16 protein-coding genes are annotated in these 15,064 nt (G+C 70.6%); 6 read left to right on the top strand and 10 right to left on the bottom strand.

All coding sequences use genetic code 11. From position 1 onward, the window contains the following. Positions 1–103: 103 nt before the first annotated feature. On the bottom strand, positions 104–814 hold the full coding sequence (locus H4281_RS37060; RefSeq protein WP_182895519.1) for a TetR/AcrR family transcriptional regulator: 711 nt from the start codon (positions 812–814) through the stop codon (positions 104–106). A gap of 69 nt (positions 815–883) precedes the next feature. Here H4281_RS37060 and H4281_RS37055 point away from each other — a divergent pair, with 69 nt between their 5' ends. The 3 genes from H4281_RS37055 (at position 884) to H4281_RS37045 (ending at position 2,516) form a co-directional block, all read left to right on the top strand. Beyond that, positions 884–1,750, top strand: a complete 867-nt coding sequence (locus tag H4281_RS37055; RefSeq protein WP_182895518.1) for an alpha/beta fold hydrolase — start codon at positions 884–886, stop codon at positions 1,748–1,750. A gap of 92 nt (positions 1,751–1,842) precedes the next feature. Next, complete coding sequence (locus H4281_RS37050) at positions 1,843–2,259, top strand: hypothetical protein (protein WP_182895517.1); 417 nt, start codon at positions 1,843–1,845, stop codon at positions 2,257–2,259. A 71-nt stretch (positions 2,260–2,330) separates the two neighbouring features. After that, entirely contained in the window at positions 2,331–2,516 is a 186-nt protein-coding gene (locus tag H4281_RS37045; protein WP_093576226.1) for a DUF5302 domain-containing protein, read from the top strand. A 295-nt stretch (positions 2,517–2,811) separates the two neighbouring features. On the opposite strand, the gene H4281_RS37040 is transcribed toward H4281_RS37045, so the two are convergent. The 4 genes from H4281_RS37040 to H4281_RS37025 form a co-directional block, all read right to left on the bottom strand. Then, entirely contained in the window at positions 2,812–3,885 is a 1,074-nt protein-coding gene (locus H4281_RS37040) for a Glu/Leu/Phe/Val dehydrogenase dimerization domain-containing protein (RefSeq protein ID WP_182895516.1), read from the bottom strand. Between the two features lie 147 nt (positions 3,886–4,032). Then, the gene (locus tag H4281_RS37035; protein WP_182895515.1) at positions 4,033–5,232 is read right to left on the bottom strand and encodes a kynureninase; all 1,200 of its coding nucleotides are present in this window, start codon (positions 5,230–5,232) and stop codon (positions 4,033–4,035) included. Beyond that, complete coding sequence (locus H4281_RS37030; protein ID WP_182895514.1) at positions 5,229–6,020, bottom strand: tryptophan 2,3-dioxygenase; 792 nt, start codon at positions 6,018–6,020, stop codon at positions 5,229–5,231. The genes H4281_RS37035 and H4281_RS37030 overlap by 4 nt, the downstream gene beginning before the upstream one ends. 8 nt (positions 6,021–6,028) lie before the next feature. Further along, positions 6,029–6,802 carry a PaaX family transcriptional regulator gene (locus H4281_RS37025; protein ID WP_182895555.1) on the bottom strand — a complete coding sequence of 258 codons (774 nt, stop codon included), beginning with the start codon at positions 6,800–6,802 and terminating at the stop codon, positions 6,029–6,031. Between the two features lie 88 nt (positions 6,803–6,890). On the opposite strand from H4281_RS37025, the gene H4281_RS37020 reads away from it, so the two are divergent. Both H4281_RS37020 and H4281_RS37015 read left to right on the top strand, forming a co-directional pair. Beyond that, positions 6,891–7,595, top strand: coding sequence for an SDR family NAD(P)-dependent oxidoreductase (locus H4281_RS37020; protein WP_182895513.1), 705 nt, complete (start codon positions 6,891–6,893; stop codon positions 7,593–7,595). Next, positions 7,592–8,419 carry an enoyl-CoA hydratase family protein gene (locus tag H4281_RS37015; protein ID WP_182895512.1) on the top strand — a complete coding sequence of 276 codons (828 nt, stop codon included), beginning with the start codon at positions 7,592–7,594 and terminating at the stop codon, positions 8,417–8,419. The genes H4281_RS37020 and H4281_RS37015 overlap by 4 nt, the downstream gene beginning before the upstream one ends. Here H4281_RS37015 and H4281_RS37010 read toward each other — a convergent pair whose 3' ends face one another. The 4 genes from H4281_RS37010 to H4281_RS36995 are packed head-to-tail and all read right to left on the bottom strand — an operon-like array spanning position 8,420 to position 11,647. Further along, positions 8,420–9,241: a MerR family transcriptional regulator gene (locus H4281_RS37010; RefSeq protein WP_182895511.1), complete on the bottom strand. Its 822-nt coding sequence runs from the start codon at positions 9,239–9,241 to the stop codon at positions 8,420–8,422. Between the two features lie 50 nt (positions 9,242–9,291). Further along, on the bottom strand, positions 9,292–10,212 hold the full coding sequence (locus tag H4281_RS37005) for an SMP-30/gluconolactonase/LRE family protein (RefSeq protein WP_182895510.1): 921 nt from the start codon (positions 10,210–10,212) through the stop codon (positions 9,292–9,294). A gap of 9 nt (positions 10,213–10,221) precedes the next feature. Continuing rightward, positions 10,222–10,878, bottom strand: coding sequence for a histidine phosphatase family protein (locus H4281_RS37000; protein ID WP_182895509.1), 657 nt, complete (start codon positions 10,876–10,878; stop codon positions 10,222–10,224). Between the two features lie 13 nt (positions 10,879–10,891). Further along, positions 10,892–11,647 (bottom strand): SDR family oxidoreductase, encoded by a 756-nt coding sequence (locus tag H4281_RS36995; protein WP_182895508.1) that lies wholly within the window; start codon positions 11,645–11,647, stop codon positions 10,892–10,894. Between the two features lie 447 nt (positions 11,648–12,094). Here H4281_RS36995 and H4281_RS36990 point away from each other — a divergent pair, with 447 nt between their 5' ends. After that, positions 12,095–13,033 carry a hypothetical protein gene (locus H4281_RS36990; protein WP_182895507.1) on the top strand — a complete coding sequence of 313 codons (939 nt, stop codon included), beginning with the start codon at positions 12,095–12,097 and terminating at the stop codon, positions 13,031–13,033. 150 nt (positions 13,034–13,183) lie between these two features. Here the strand turns inward: H4281_RS36990 and H4281_RS36985 are convergent, their stop codons facing one another. After that, positions 13,184–14,818, bottom strand: coding sequence for an acyl-CoA synthetase (locus H4281_RS36985; RefSeq protein WP_182895506.1), 1,635 nt, complete (start codon positions 14,816–14,818; stop codon positions 13,184–13,186). Positions 14,819–15,064: the final 246 nt, after the last annotated feature.

Below are 15,064 nucleotides of genomic sequence, written 5' to 3'. Positions count from 1 at the left end.
AGGCGTCGAATCGGTGTCGGTCGGCGCAGCGACAGCCCGACTTTTCACCACGACCACGCGGACGGCCCAGCGCGGACGCCCCGGCCGGGCAATTTCGCGAATTTCAGTCGCGCAAACGGGCCAATCGGCACGTGAGCCCGTCCAGGCAGCTGCGGATCGCGAAGTCGAACAGCTGCGGATGGTAACCGGCGGCGGCTTCGGGGTCGGCGAGCAGCTCCTGCATCACGCGGCCGTGCGCGGCCATGCCGGGCAAGTCCTCGCGGTCGTGGTAGGAGGCGTACTCCTCGGTGTTGTCCAGGCGCAGCCCGAGGCTGCAGTCCCGGTCGTCCTCCAGTGCGACGTACTGGCACGCGGTGGTGGTGAGCATCGTGTAGGCCAGCGCGCTCTCGTCGCCGAACCCCGCGTCCAGCAGCATCCGCACGCCGCGGTCCAGGGTGGGCGTCGCCGCGGCCACCGACGGGCCGAACGACGCCATCCGGCGCGCCGTGCCCGGGTGCTTGCGCAACACCTCGCGCAGCCCGGTCAGCAGTTGGACGAACCACTCCTGCCACTCCAGGTTTTCGTCGGGCAGCCGCAGCTGGCCGACCACCCGGTCGAGCACCGCGCACACGACCGCGTCGCGGTCCCCGACGTGGTGGTAGACGACCGCCGGGTACGCCCCGATCGCCGCGGCCAGCTGCCGCAGCGTCCAGTTCTCCAGGCCGCGTTCGACGGTGAGCTTCACCGCCGCGTCGACCACCTTCTTCGCGGTGACCGCGGGCAGCCCGGCGGCGGAACGGGACCGGGCGCGCTGTCCGGCACGCGGAGTCGGCATGGCGTGCACCGTAACCGGCGACCGGCCGGTTCGGCCACACGCGGTTCCACGCTGCGGCATGATCGGGGCATGCCACGCGCACAGGCCAACGGCCTCGAACTCGAGTACGACACGTTCGGCGATCCGTCCGCGCCGCCGATCGTGCTGGTGATGGGACTCGGCGCCCAGATGATCACCTGGGAGGAGGGTTTCTGCGAGCTGCTCGCGAGCCGCGGCTTCCACGTCGTGCGCTTCGACAACCGCGACGCGGGCCTGTCCACCTGGTTCGACGAGCTCGGCACGCCGGACCTCGCCGGGATCATGGCGGGCACGGCCCCGGCTCCGTACCTGCTCTCGGATCTCGCGGACGACGTCGTCGGGCTGTTCGACGCGCTCGGTTTCGCGAAGGCGCACGTCGTCGGCGCTTCGATGGGCGGAATGGTCGCGCAGCAGCTCGCGATCGACCACCCGGACCGGCTGCTGAGCCTGACGTCGATCATGTCGACGACCGGCGACCAGTCGGTCGGCCAGGTCTCGCCCGCCGCGCTCGCGACGCTCACCAAGCCGGTGCCGGAAACGCGCGAGGAGCAGATCGAGCTGAGCGTCGCGAACTACCGCGTGACGGGGTCCCCGGGCTATCCCGCCACCGAGGAGTACTTGCGGCGCAAGGCAACCCGGAACTACGACCGGGGACGGCATCCGGTCGGGATGCAGCGGCAGGCCGCGGCGGTCGTCGCGTCGGGCGATCGCACTGAACGACTGCACGACGTCCGGATCCCGACCGTCGTGCTGCACGGCGACTCCGACGTGATGATCGACGTCAGCGGCGGGAAAGCCACCGCGGCGGCGATCCCGGAGGCAGAGCTGGTCATCATTCCGGGCATGGGGCACGACCTGCCGGAGCCGCTGTGGCCGGAGATCGTGGCCGCGATCGTCCGCGCGACCGCCCGCGCCTGACGGGGTCAAGAAGCCGTCAATAACGGAGGCCGGGGCGTACGGAACTCGTCCGCGCGTCCCGCGTGACGCGCCCGCGCGGGGTGCCATGGGGCATGCGTACTGAAGGACGGCTGGTCGGCGGATTCGGCTTCCCGCTCGGTTGCGTGGCGGTGGTGGCGGCTGCGCTCGCGGCGAAGCTCGCTAGTGCGTACCCCGGTTATGCCGTGGTGGCCGTCGCGATCGCGGTCGGCGCAGTGGCAGTGATCACGACTCCCCTCGCGGCGGGCGGGGCGGCGGCGGTGGGCTGGGCGGTGCTTTCCGGCTTCGTCTACAGCCGGGCCGGGGATCTGGTTTTCACCGCGGCGACCGGCTGGGTCGCGGTGATCTTGGCTGGTGCGGCGGGGTTCGGGCTCGCCGCCGGCACCGGGTGGCGCGCGGTCCGGCGGGAGCGTCCGGCGGTCGCGGAGGCTGTCGTGCCGACGCCGCGGAAGGCGGTCGAATCGGGCCACCGCCGGGTGGCGTCACTCTGAAATGGCTCGCCAAGGTGCGGGAAGGGCGCCAGGCTGACGGGGTATCACGTCGTCACCTTCGGAGGTCAGCCATGAGTGAAGCGCAACCGGCACCCAGCGACGGGGAGGGCGACGTCAAGCGGAAGTTCCGCGAGGCGCTGGAGCGGAAGCAAGCCAAGGCGCGGGACGGGGCCGCGCACGAGAACGGCGGGCAGCAGAGCCAGCACGCGCACGGGCCTGCCGCCAACAAGCGGACTTTTCGGCGGAAGAGCGGCTGATCGCCGCTCCTCGGCTCGGGCACCCCGAAGCCCGATTGTGACTACGGTTTTGGCTTCGTATCGGGGTGCGGGGGTGGTGTGGGCGCCTCGATCGTTGGGTGCACCGGCTGCGGTGTCGTAGGCGGCGGGGCTAGCGCCCCAATGTGGCATTGGGTGCATGTCACGCACCCAATGTGGCGTTCGGTGCGTAGGACGCACCCAATGCCACATTGGGGCGGCACCCGGAGCGGCGGCCGAGCGGGTCGTGAGGGGAACCCTGAAGGAATCAGAGTTCCCCTCACGGACGTTCGCGGAGCTACACCGTGAGGATCGAGCGCAGGCGGCCGACGTCGGTCATCCGGCGTTCAGCGAGGCGGTCGGCAGCGGCGGCGGGAGGTACGCCGTCGGCCTTCGCCAACTCGTACACCGCCTTCGTGGTGTCGAAGATGGCCGCTGTTTTGCGCTGAGCGCGGGCGAAGTCGAAGCCGTGGCGTTCGTCGTCCACCTGGATTACGCCGCCCGCGTTCACCAGGTAGTCGGGGGCGAACAGGATGCCGCGGTCGTCAAGGAGCTTGTCGACGCCGGGGTGCGCGAGCTGGTTGTTCGCCGCGCCGCAGACGATTCGGGCGCGCAATGCGGCTACCGTCTCGTCGGTGAGCACGCCGCCCATCGCGCAGGGGGCGAAGACGTCCAGTTCGGTCCCGATCATGGTGTCCACATCGGACACCACCTCGACCTCCGGGTACGCCGCGCGGGTGCGTTCCACCGCGCCGGGCGCGACATCGGTGATCACCACGTGCGCGCCTGCCTCGACGAGATGGCCGACGAGGATGTGGCCGACCTTGCCGACACCGGCGACGCCGACGCGGCGGCCGGTCAGTTCGGGCACGCCCCACACCTGGTCCGCCGACGCGCGCATTCCCTGGTACACACCGAAAGCAGTGAGCACCGACGAGTCGCCCGCGCCACCGTCCTCGGGGGAACGTCCGGTGACGTGCCGGGTCTCGCGGGCGACCACGTCCATGTCGCGCACGTACGTGCCCATGTCGCAGGCGGTGATGTAACGGCCGCCGAGTGATTCCACGAAGCGGCCGTACGCGCGCAGAAGCGCTTCGGACTTCAACGTGTTCGGGTCGCCGATGATGACGGCCTTGCCGCCGCCGAGATCGAGGCCGGCGAGTGCGTTCTTGTACGCCATTCCTTTGGAGAGCGCGAGAACGTCGTCGAGGGCGGCGTCCTCAGTGGCGTAGGGGTAGAACCGGGTGCCGCCGAGGGCCGGGCCCAGAGCGGTGGAGTAGATGCCGATGATGGCTTTCAGCCCGCTGGCCTCGTCGTGGCAGAACACGACTTGTTCATGGCCGCTGTGCCGGCCGAACACGCCTTCGGTCACGGTGGTGACTCCTTTGTCTCCCACGCGGCTCGTGGCCGCGCAAATGTGTGAACGGTGCGCACCGGGAGACGAGGGTTGCCCGTCCCGCAGTGCACACCGCCAACCTACTTCGCCGTTCTCCAGGCCACCACCCGCGTCCCGGGAGCTTCACCCCAGATCCGCGACAGCTTCCCGAAGTGTGGAAATCGCGGTCTCGAGTTGTTCATCCGACAGGTACGGCGCGGGCCCGAACCGAAGGTATTGGCCCCGGCTGTCGGTCCGCACGCCGCGCGCGGCCAGGCGTTCGCACAGTTGCCCGGCGACGGGGCTGCGCAGCGAGAGGAAGCCGCCGATGCCGTCGAGCGGCGTCTCGCGGTCGCGGGTGACGACGTCGTCCGGGAGGCCGAGACTGTCGAAGCAGCTGGCCAGCAAGCCGACTTGGTGCTGCGAAACCTCGCGCAGGAACTCGGCGGTGAGCCCTTGCTCGGCGAAGAATTGCTGCACTCGCACGCCGCGGTAGTGGCTCGACGGGTCGTAAGTGGCTCCGGCGAACCGGTCGCCGCCGGGTGCGTACGCGACTTCGTCCGGCCGGCGTTCGTCGGCGAGTGCGCCGAATTCCGCGTACCAGCCGGTAATCACCGGGCGCAGTTCCTGGGCGTGCGCGGGCAGGCGCAGGAAGCAGTTGCCCTCGCCGAGCTGCAGGTACTTGTAGCCGCCGCCGAGCACCCACGCGTTGGTGAGGCCGAAGTCGTGCAACGGGAACGGGACCGCGCCGACCGCGTGGTAGGCGTCGACGACCAGTTCGACCGAGCGGCTCCGGCAGGTTTCGGCCAGATGCGCGAGGCCCGGCACGATCCACGACGTCTCGAACAGCACCGCCGACGTGAGCACCGCGGCAGTGCGGTCGTCGACCTGCTCGGCGAGCCGTTCGGCCAACGTCGCGACCGGCGCGGCGGGCACGCGGACGACCTCGACGCCCTCCTCGGCCAACCGGGTGAGCTGGCGGCGCAGAGTGTGGAATTCCCCGTCCGTGGTCACCAGCCGCGGCCGCTTCCGCAGCTCGATCGCGGACAGGAACCGCAAGACGAGTTCGTGCGTGTTCTGGCCGAGCGCGTAGTCGCCGTGCGGATCGGACAGCCACTGCCGGAACCCGTTCCGCAGTTCGCCGGCCTTCGCGAACGCCCGGCCCCACTTCTCGTCCACCTCCTCCGCGGCGTCGGCGAACGCTTCGCGCAGCCCCTCTTCGGCGACGTCCGGCCAGGCCTGGTGCGAATGCGCGGACAGCAGCAGCCGGTCGGCGACGCGGAACCGCGAGTAGTGCGGGGCGAGCGCGTTTTCCTTGGCGCGCAGGGATTCCACAGTGGTCACAGCCGGCTCCGGACGGCCCACAGGTCCGGGAACATCGGGTTGAACAGCGTGGTGCGCAGGTAGGTCGCGCCGGACGAACCGCCGGTGCCGGTCTTGTCGCCGATCGTGCGTTCGACCATCTTCACGTGCCGGTAGCGCCATTCCTGAAGGCCCTCGTCGAGGTCGACCAGCGCCTCGGCGAGCACCGACGGGCCGCCGTCGTCGTGGTAGACCTTCAGCAGCACTTCCTGCAGTTCCGGCGACGGCTCCAGCGGACGGCTCACGTCGCGGTCGGTGGCGACCGGGTAGCCCTTTCCGGACAGATAGGCCAGGAACGAATCGAACACCGACGGGCGGCGCATCGCGTCGGCGATCCGCGTGCGCTGCTCGCCGCCGTCCGGGTAGTGCGCGAAGACGCGCTCGTCGCGGCGGCCGAGCACCGCCTCCAGTTCGCGGAACTGGCCGGACTGGAAGCCGCTCGAAGCGTCGAGGCGGGCGCGGAAGCTGGTGAACTGGCTGGGCGTCATCGTCTCCAGCACGTCGATCTGCGCGACCACCACCTTCAGCACGGTCAGGATGCGGCGCAGCGTGCGGATCGAATGCGCGGTGTTGCCCGCCTCCAGGTTCTCTTGCAGGAACGCGGCCTCGTGCAGGATCTGCTTGAACCACAGTTCGTAGACCTGGTGGATCACGATGAACAGCAGTTCGTCGTGTTCGTCCGAGCGCGGGCGCTGCGCGGCCAGCACCTCGTCGAGCGCCAGATAGGACGTGTAGCTGAGCGCGGCTTGCGTGTCGTCGGTTCCGGTCATCGGGTTCCTCATCTCGTGGACAGGGTTCGGTCGAAGTGGCGCTGAGCGGGTGGCGCGAGCGCCGAGTACAGGTCGTGGAACAACGCGACCGCCGCCGCCCGGATCTCGGGCTCGGGGATCAGTTCAGACGGTAGCTCCGGGTCCAGCGAAGGGAATTCCCGGTAGGTGTGCACCAGTCTGGTCCGCACGGCAAACGCTCGCGCGTCGCCGAGGTCGCGCGGGCAGTCCCCGAATTCGGCCACGAACGCGGCGTACCGGGCGGACAGTCCGTCGAGGTCCCAGGCCCGTCCGGCGAGCCGGCGCACGTCCAGCGCGGCGGACGGGGTGCCGAGCATCAACCCGGCGTGTTCGGCGACCTCGAGTTCGGTGAGCAGGGCGAGCACCTCGGCCTCGCGGTCGTGCGGGGCGAGCCAGGTGCCGTCCTGGACCGGGCCGAACCCGAGGAAGCGCAGCCGCCGCACCAATCGTTCGCGGGACTTGCGCCGGGTTTCCGGAATGTTCTGCCACAGCACGGTCCAGGTCCCGGCCGGTTCGTCCCGGCGGCCGAGGCCGAAGATCCGCCGGTCGCCGTCGTCGAGCAGGGCGACCGTGCGCGCGGTCAGCGAATAGTGCACCAGCCTGCCCTCGCGGTGCCGGGACAGCAGGCCGCGGCGCACCAGCCGGGTCAGCGCGATCCGGGCCGCTCCGTCGGAGAAGCCCAGCTCGTGCAGCAGCGCGACGAGCCCGCCGGACCACACACGCCTGCTCTCGCGCGGGCGCACGTAGCTCCCCAGCAGCGTCATCACGAGCTCCTGGGGCGTGCGGGCGGGTTCGGTGTCGGGCACGAGGCAACTCTATACACCTCAGCCCGCTGCGGTGTAGCTTTCGGGAGTGAGCAGTTTTTCCGACCGAGTCGTCGTGGTCACCGGCGGCACTCGCGGCATCGGCGCGGCCGTCGCCGAGCGGTTCCGCAGTGCGGGTGCGACCGTGCACTCCCCCGGCCGAGCCGAATGCGATGTGACCGACGAGGCCGCCGTCCGTGCGTACTTCGCCCAGCTCGGACCGGTCGACGTGCTGGTCAACAACGCGGGAGTGTCCTCGAGCGCGCCGCTGGCGAAGACGGGCCTCGACGACTGGCGCGGCCAGTTCGAGGTGAACGCGACCGGCGCGTTCCTGTGCACGCGGGGGGTGCTGGCGGGGATGCGCGAACGCGACTTCGGGCGGATCGTCACGGTCGCGTCGACCGCGGGCCTGGCCGGCGCGCGCTACACCTCGGGCTACACCGCGTCGAAGCACGCGGCGGTCGGTTTGATGCGCGCGGTGGCGGCGGAGGTGGCTGGCACCGGCGTCACGTCGAACGCGGTGTGCCCGTCGTTCGTGCGCACCGACATGACCGCGGCTTCGGTCGCCCGGATCCGCGAACGGACCGGCCGCGACGAGGCCGGCGCGGAAGCCGCGCTCGCCGCTGCCTCCCCGCTCGGACGGCTGCTCGAACCCGGCGAAATCGCGTACGCCGTGGAGTTTTTCGCCGCCCCGGAGGCGGCCGCGATCAACGGACAGACCCTCGTACTCGACGGTGGAGGAATCCAGAAATGAGCCCGTTCCGCGCCAGTGTCCCGCTCACGAAATCGTGGGAGCACTTCGAGTTCACGGTGGACGACGGGGTCGCGACGGTGACCTTCGACCGTCCGGAAAAGCTCAACGCGCTCACTTTCGACGTCTACGCCGATCTCCGCGACCTCGTCGCCGAATTGCCGCACCGGGGCGACGTGCGGGTGCTGGTGCTCACCGGAAAGGGCCGCGGTTTCTGCTCGGGCGGCGACGTCGAGGAAATCATCGGCGAACTCCAGAAAATGGACACCGCGGAACTGCTCGAATTCACCCGGATGACCGGCGCGGTGGTGAAAGCCATGCGCGAAACGCCGATCCCGATCATCGCGGCGGTCAACGGCGTCGCGGCCGGCGCCGGTTCGGTCCTCGCGCTGGCGAGCGATTTCCGGCTGCTGGCCGAATCGGCGAAGTTCGCGTTCCTGTTCACGAAGGTCGGCTTGGCCGGCGCGGACATGGGTTCGGCGTACCTGCTGCCGCGCCTGGTCGGCCTCGGGCGCGCGACGGAATTGCTGATGCTGGGCGACAAACTCCCCGCCGCGCGCGCCGAAGCCATCGGACTGGCGAACCGCGTGGTGCCGGACGCCGAACTGGCCGGCGAGGCCGCCGCGCTGGCGCGACGGCTCGCGGACGGTCCGGCGTTGGCGTACTCCACCACGAAGGTGCTGCTGACCCGCGAACTCGACAGCGACCTCGGCAGTTCGATCGAACTGGAAGCCATCACGCAGGCGCTGCTGATGACGGCCAAGGACCACAAGGAGTTCTACGCCGCCTGGGCCGCGGGCCGCAGTCCGCAGTGGACTGGTCGCTGATCAGGCCCTGGTCACCGAGACCTGGAGTTCCGTCACCCAGTCGTCGCGGTTCTCCGGGCACTCCAGGTTGACCTCGCGGGGGTAGCCGGTCGACCGGTAGCCGTTGGCGTCGATCCAGCGGGCCAAGGCCTGGGCCGCCGGGTCGACGGTCTCCATGGAACCGCGGTGCACGACGGCCGCCGCCTGATCCAGCGGCGGCAGGTCGAGGACCCGGACGTCGCCGTCCCGCAGCGGTGCGGAAACCTCGACGGCGGCGTGGACGACGACCTTGCCGTCGCCCTCCGGGACGTCCTCGTAATAGGCCACTCCGGGTCCGGTGCACGCGATTCCCGCCGCCTCCAGCCGCCGGGAAAGCTCGGCGTAGAGCGGTCCGATGACGGGACCGATGTCCTCGGGCTCGAAGCTCGCGGCGATCGCGGTCAGCTCCGCCACTCGCACGGCGGGGACGCTCTTGACGACGACGTCGTTCTCGGGCATGTGCCCCTCGCTTTCGATCGCTCGGAGCCTCGCCTCGACCCGGACCAGCCGGGCCGCCGCGGCCGCCATCGCCGTCTCCAGATCGGCCCGCCGCAGCCGCAGCATCGCACCCAGCTGCTCAGTGGTGACCTTCTCGTCGAGGATCGCCTGGACCTGCTGGAGGGTGAAGCCGAGATCCTTGAGCGCGATGACGCGGTTGAGGCGCGCCAGCTGGGCGGCGGCGTAATAACGGTAGCCGGTGGCGGGGTCGACGTGGGCGGGGCGCAGCAGTCCGGTCGCGTCGTAGTGCCGCAGCATGCGGACCGAGACGCGGCCGTGCCGGGCGAAGTCTCCGATAGTGAACATGACGTCTTAAAGCTGACCGCCTGACACGGTGTGAGAGTCAAGCACCCTGATCAGAGATCCGTGTAAGCGATCGCGTTCTCCTCCAGCGAGCCGAACCACAACCGCCCGTGATACTCCCGGATCCCCACCAGCAGGTGGAATCCCGGGATCTCGCCGCGCAGTTCCCGCGCCACCGCGCCCTCCGGGGTGACCGCGACCGCGCCCACCCGGCGTTTCGGAGCGGGCTGCAGGGAATCCGGCAACGCGCGCACCGCCGTCCGGACCGGCGCGGGCAGGCGGCGCACGACGTCGAGGGCACGGATGCGCGGGCTCGCCTCGGTGATCCAGATCAGCCCGTCCGAACCGGTCGCGATGTTGTCCGGGAAGCCCGGCAGGTCGTCGATCAGGACGTCGCGGTCGCCCGCGCGCGGTCCGGTCAGCCAGACCCGGCTGACCCGGCACGCACCGGTTTCGGCGACCGCCACATAGGACTCGTCCGGCGGCAGCGCGACGCCGTTCGCGAACTGGAGACCGTCGGCGAGCAGGTCGATGTGCCCGTCCGGCGTGCGGCGCAGCAGCCGTCCGCCCGCGGTCTGTTCGATGAGGTCGTCGCGCCAGTTGTCGATGCCGAAGCGGCGCGAGGAATCGGTGAAGTAGACCGTTCCGTCGGCGGCCACCGCGGCGTTGTTGCAGAACACGAAGTCCAGCCCGGCTCCGGACGTCGCGAGGGTCGTGGTCTCGCCGCCGGCCAGCGGCATGGTCAGCAAGCCCGCGCGGGCGTCGCAGATCAGCAGTTCGTCGTCGCCGTACAGCTCCAGCCCGAGCGGGCGGCCGCCGGTGTCGCCGATCAGGTCGATCCGCCGTCCGTCGGGCGAAACGCGCAGGATCCGGCCGTCGTCGACGCCGGTGTAGACCCGGCCCTCGGCGTCCACGACCACGTCCTCCGGACCGTGCCCGTTCACCGGCACGATCGCGACCTCACCGAACTGCACGCCGGCCTCCTACCGGTAGCTGAGCAGCCGCGCGTTCTCGCCTTCGAGATGCGGATGCTCGTTGAAGGACAACAGGTTCACGCCGCCGCGGCCGGACGTCAGCTTCGTGATGCCGGTGTTCACGGTGACGCGGTTCAGCTTCAGCAGCCCCGGTCCTGGCGTGCCCAGCAACGAGCCCGCGACCGCGCCCAGCACGCCGCCGGAGGTGAACACGAGCCCGTTCTCGCCCTTGCCGAGCGAGCCGGCGAGCTCGGCCAGCGCCGCCGTGCAGCGGCCGAGGAAAACCGGCCAGCTTTCCGTGCACGGGCCGCTGTCGCCGGAGTCGACCCACGCGGTCAGCGCGGCGTCCAGCAACCGCTGGTACTCGCGCGAATCCTGTTGCGGCGCACCGCCCGCGTGGTGCCGCGCGATGTCGACGTGGTCGTATTCGTTCCAGCGTTCGTCCTCGACCACCGGCACGTCGCAGCCGAGGGCCTTCAACGCCGTCGCCGCGGTGTCCCGCTGGCGGGCCAGCGTTCCCGAGCGCACCTGCGCGAACTCGACGCCGCGCCGTTTCAGCTCCGCGCCGACCACTGTGGACTGTTCGAAACCCAGCGGCGACAACGCGTCGTAATCCGCCGCGCCGAACGACGCCTGGCCGTGCCGGATCAGGTAGATCGCACCCATTTATGCCGTCCCGTCAGGCAAACATCCGTAGCAACCGGCCAGGAGCCAAGCGTACCGCGAGACTCAGCGGCACCCAGGGCCACGAAGGCACGTACGCGCGCTTCGGCTCCGCTTCGATCGCCTTGACCAGCGCGTGCGCTCCGGCTTCGGCCGACACCATCAGCGGATTGCGTTTGGTCGAGCGGGCGGTCATCTCGGAACTGATGTAGCCGGGCCGCACGTCGGTGACCGTGATGCCGTGGCCGCTCAGCTCCAGCCTCGCCCCCTCGGCGAACGCGGAGATCCCGGCCTTCGACGCGGAGTACGCGGTGAGGTTCCGGGGAAAACCGCGCAGCGCCATGAACGACGAGATCACCGCGAGATGCCCGTCGCGCTGCTCGCGGAAGATGCCCGCCGCCGCCTCGATCTGGGCCACCGCGCCGACAAGGTTGGTCTCGAGGGTCTGCCGGTTGGCGTCGAACCGTCCCGCGCCGACCGGCTGTCCCTTGCCCAGCCCGGCGTTGACGACGACGCGGTCGAGCCTGCCGAGTTCCGCCCGGAATTCCTCGAACACCTGGAAGACGCGGTCGTGCTCGGTGACGTCGAGCGCGCGCGTGACGACAGTGATCCCCGGGTACGCGGCACGCAGCTCCGCCGCCAGATCGTCGAGCCGTTCGGTGCGCCGGGCGCAGAGCGCGAGATTGCGGCCGCGAGCGGCGAACTGCCGGGCCATTCCCTCGCCGAGACCGGAGCTGGCTCCGGTGATCAGGATGTTCTGCCGCAAGACCATGCCCGGAGCCTACCCGCTGGTAACCATTCGGGCGGTCCGGTGTGACAGCGTCGCCGGCGCGGTTCCCGGCGGCCGGGACTGTCCAGTCGGCACAGCGGAAGCCGAAGGAATTTCGCCATTCCCGCGGCTGGAGGTATGCGGATCCGGCGCGGATGACCGGTGGCCCGGCCTCTGGGGGCATGCCGGGCCACCGGTTCCGGGCGCGGCCGCCGGCCGGGCGCGGGGCGCGGTCCGCGCTGCCGGGGCCGAGGCTCCGGACGCGCCGGGGGCGGCGCGTTCCGTCCTGGCCATGGAAGCGCGACCGCGCAGGTCACGGCAATGGTTGCCAGTTGCCAGTACTAGCCCGTTCGTCCGAATGGCACGGCGGTACAACCTGGTGGGGCGGCTGCTACCGTGCCTGTGTCGGGCTCGGCACGGTCGGTTACCAGCGGGGGCGGGCGGCGGGACATGACGCAGCGGCATGCGGACCACGCCGGTCCGGACACCGACGGAGGTGCCCGGACCGCGTTCGCGAGCGCGCTGCGCGCCGCGATCGGAGCGAGCGGGCTTTCTCTGGACCGGATCCAGGCAAGGCTGCGCGCGCGAGGCGCGACGGTCAGCGTCACCGCGCTCAGCTACTGGCAGTCGGGCAAACGCCAGCCGGAACGAGCCGGGTCGCTCTCCGCGGTGCGGGTGCTGGAGGAAATCCTCGACGTCCCCGACGGCGCGCTGCTCGGCTTGCTGCCGCCGCCCCGTCCGCGCGGCGCGAGCAAGCGGGACCGGGCGGGCGAGGAACCGGTCACCTTCACCCGCGAGATCCTGCAGCCGCTGCTGGAACGCGTCGGCGCGCCCGACGCGCTGGACCAGCAGCACCAGCTGAAGCTGATCGGCCTGCACGACCGCTGCGACATCGCGGCCGACGGCGGGCAGCTCTCGGTCACCTCGCGCGCGGTCTTCCAGTCCGGTGCGGACGGTCAGGACCGCTGGCTGCTGGTGTACGCACAGGGCGACGCGACGGCGGTGCCCGACTTGCAGCCGGTGCGCAACTGCCGCGTCGGACGCGCCGAAGTGGACGACGACCACGGCATCCTGGTAGCCGAACTGCTCTTCGACCGCGCGCTGGAACGCGGCGAAACGCACCTCATCGAGTACACCCTGCGCAACTCCGGGCCGCCGTATCCGCAATGCCGGGCCACGCACTACCGGGAATTCCGCCGCCCGGTCCGCGAGTACCTGCTGGAGATCCGCTTCGACCCGACCGCGGTGCCCGCCCGGTGCTGGCAGTACGCGAACGCCACCGACGAAGCCCCCGCCCGGCGCCGGCTGCGGCTCGACAGCGGCAATGGCGTGCACGCGATCGCGCTGGACTTCGGGCCGGGGATCTTCGGCATCGGCTGGGGTTCGTGAGCCGACCGTCGTGTCGGCACGAGGCATCCCGGCGGCCTCGCTGTCCGAACTGGACCAGCTCGTCGCGGCCGGACCGGCACCGCCGGGTCCCGACCGAAATCCGCGCCCTCCTCGGATCCCCGCGTGCAGAGCTTCTTCCCCTGACCGCGCTCAGCTCAGCTTGGTCCGCAGCACCTTCCCAGTCGCGTTGCGCGGCAGTTCGTCCAGGAATTCCACATCCCGCGGCACCTTGTAGCGCGCCAGGTTCGCCTTCACGTACTCGCGCACGCCGTCCTCGTCGAGCGTCGATCCCTCGGCCCGCACCACGAACGCCTTGAGCCGCTCGCCGAAGTCCGGGTCCTCGACGCCGATCACCGCCGCCTCGAGAACGTCTTCACGCTCCACCAAGAGGTTCTCCACCTCGATCGGGAACACGTTCTCCCCGCCGGAGACGATCATTTCGTCGTCGCGGCCGTCGATGAACAGCAGGCCGTCTTCGTCGAAGTGGCCGACGTCGCCGCTGGAGAGCAGGCCGTCGATGATTTCCTTGTTGCGGCCGTCTGTATAGCCGCCGAAGCTGAGCCCGCTGCCGACGAACACCCGCCCGGTCACGTGCGGCTCGGTGATCTTGTTGCCGCGTTCGTCGTACAGCGCGACGCGACAGCCGACCGGCGCGCGGCCGACCGTGCCCGGCGCGCGCTTCCAGTCCTCCGGCGTCGCGACCGTCGCCACCGCGACTTCCGTGGAGCCGTACAGGTTGTGCACGACGTCGCCGAATTCCTCGTTCGCCCGGTTGCCGAGATCCGGCGACAGCGCGGACCCGGCGACGAAGATGATCCGCAGGCACGAGGTGTCGTACCGGTCGCGGACCTCCTTCGGCAGGTCGACGATCCGCTGCAACATGGTCGGCACCAGGACGAGCGCGGTGCACCGATGCGCGGCGACGCCCTTCAGCGTGGCCTCCGGGTCGAACTTCCGGCGCATCACCACCGTGCAGCCGAGCGCGAAGCTGAGGATGAACTGCGACAGCCCGGTGCCGTGGAACAGCGGCGCGCCCATGAACGTCGCTTCGCCGGAGCGCAGCGGGATGCGGTCGAGGAACTGCGCCGACGCCAGCGCGGACGTGTGCGGTCGCGGCGCGCCCTTGGGAGTGCCAGTGGTGCCGCTGGTGAGCAGCACGAAACCGCCGGGTTTGGCGGGCGCGGGCAGCGGGCGGTCGTCGGTGCTGGCGATGATCTCGGCGAGCACCGGGATCTCGTGCCCGCCCGGTTCGTCCACCCAGGCCAGGTAGCGGTCGACCGTGCCGGCGCTGTCGTCGATCGCGTCGAGCAGGCCGGTGAACTCCTGGTCGTAGACGAGCGCGGTGACGCCCTCGCGCTTGGCGACGTCGGCGAACTGCGGTTTGGCGAAGCCGGTGTTCATCAGCAGCAGCCGCGCGCCGAGCTTGCCCGAGGCGGCCATCGTGAGCACGAGCCCGCGGTGGTCGCGGCACAGCGCGGCGATCACCGAACCGGGGCCGAGCCCGCGCTGCGACCAGGCTCGGGCGAGCGCGTTGGACTGGTCGTCGAGCTGTTTGAAGGTGAGCGGGCCGAGGTCGTCGACGATCCCGACGGCCGTCGAATCGCGCCGGGCCGCGATGTGGTTCGCGCCGGCGAACGGGCCGTACTTGCGGATCGCGACGAGAGAGCGCAGGCCCTCGTCGAGCCGGGGGAACGGCACCAGCCCGGCGCGGCGCATCACCTCGACGCTGCGCACGGTCTCGGTCAGCTTGCCTGCCACCTGGCCGGCCAGCTCGGCCACACTCATCCGGGCACCTCCATTGCTGCTGCGGGAGCGCCCACGCCGACGGACTCCGTACCGCCGGTATGGGAGTTACTCGACAGTAAAGCAAGGCCCGCCCGCGCACCAGTGCCCGGCCGGGGAGGAAATCTCCGGTACCGGTCACGGACGGTCTGTGAAGGGCCCCTCGCGGGAATCCGAGTCCGTCGAGGGGCCCTTCACAGACCGCTGAGCGTCCGGTGCGCGGAAATTGTCGGTGCCGGTCCGCACAAT

The organism is Amycolatopsis dendrobii, assembly GCF_014145675.1.
Classification (GTDB): Bacteria; Actinomycetota; Actinomycetes; order Mycobacteriales; family Pseudonocardiaceae; genus Amycolatopsis; species Amycolatopsis dendrobii.
Note: the sequence above shows the minus strand (reverse complement) of the source record. Positions and strands in the feature narration are given on the sequence as shown.

What these genes read in the sequence shown, in the direction of transcription:
- H4281_RS37015 (WP_182895512.1), top strand. Translation starts at nt 7,592, where the DNA reads ATGAGCCCGTTCCGCGCCAGTGTCCCGCTCACGAAATCGTGGGAGCAC.
- H4281_RS37045 (WP_093576226.1), top strand. Translation starts at nt 2,331, where the DNA reads ATGAGTGAAGCGCAACCGGCACCCAGCGACGGGGAGGGCGACGTCAAG.
- H4281_RS37000 (WP_182895509.1), bottom strand. Translation starts at nt 10,878, where the DNA reads ATGGGTGCGATCTACCTGATCCGGCACGGCCAGGCGTCGTTCGGCGCG.
- H4281_RS37050 (WP_182895517.1), top strand. Translation starts at nt 1,843, where the DNA reads ATGCGTACTGAAGGACGGCTGGTCGGCGGATTCGGCTTCCCGCTCGGT.
- H4281_RS37055 (WP_182895518.1), top strand. Translation starts at nt 884, where the DNA reads ATGCCACGCGCACAGGCCAACGGCCTCGAACTCGAGTACGACACGTTC.
- H4281_RS37010 (WP_182895511.1), bottom strand. Translation starts at nt 9,241, where the DNA reads ATGTTCACTATCGGAGACTTCGCCCGGCACGGCCGCGTCTCGGTCCGC.
- H4281_RS36985 (WP_182895506.1), bottom strand. Translation starts at nt 14,818, where the DNA reads ATGAGTGTGGCCGAGCTGGCCGGCCAGGTGGCAGGCAAGCTGACCGAG.
- H4281_RS37060 (WP_182895519.1), bottom strand. Translation starts at nt 814, where the DNA reads ATGCCGACTCCGCGTGCCGGACAGCGCGCCCGGTCCCGTTCCGCCGCC.
- H4281_RS37030 (WP_182895514.1), bottom strand. Translation starts at nt 6,020, where the DNA reads ATGACCGGAACCGACGACACGCAAGCCGCGCTCAGCTACACGTCCTAT.
- H4281_RS37025 (WP_182895555.1), bottom strand. Translation starts at nt 6,802, where the DNA reads ATGACGCTGCTGGGGAGCTACGTGCGCCCGCGCGAGAGCAGGCGTGTG.
- H4281_RS36995 (WP_182895508.1), bottom strand. Translation starts at nt 11,647, where the DNA reads ATGGTCTTGCGGCAGAACATCCTGATCACCGGAGCCAGCTCCGGTCTC.
- H4281_RS36990 (WP_182895507.1), top strand. Translation starts at nt 12,095, where the DNA reads ATGACGCAGCGGCATGCGGACCACGCCGGTCCGGACACCGACGGAGGT.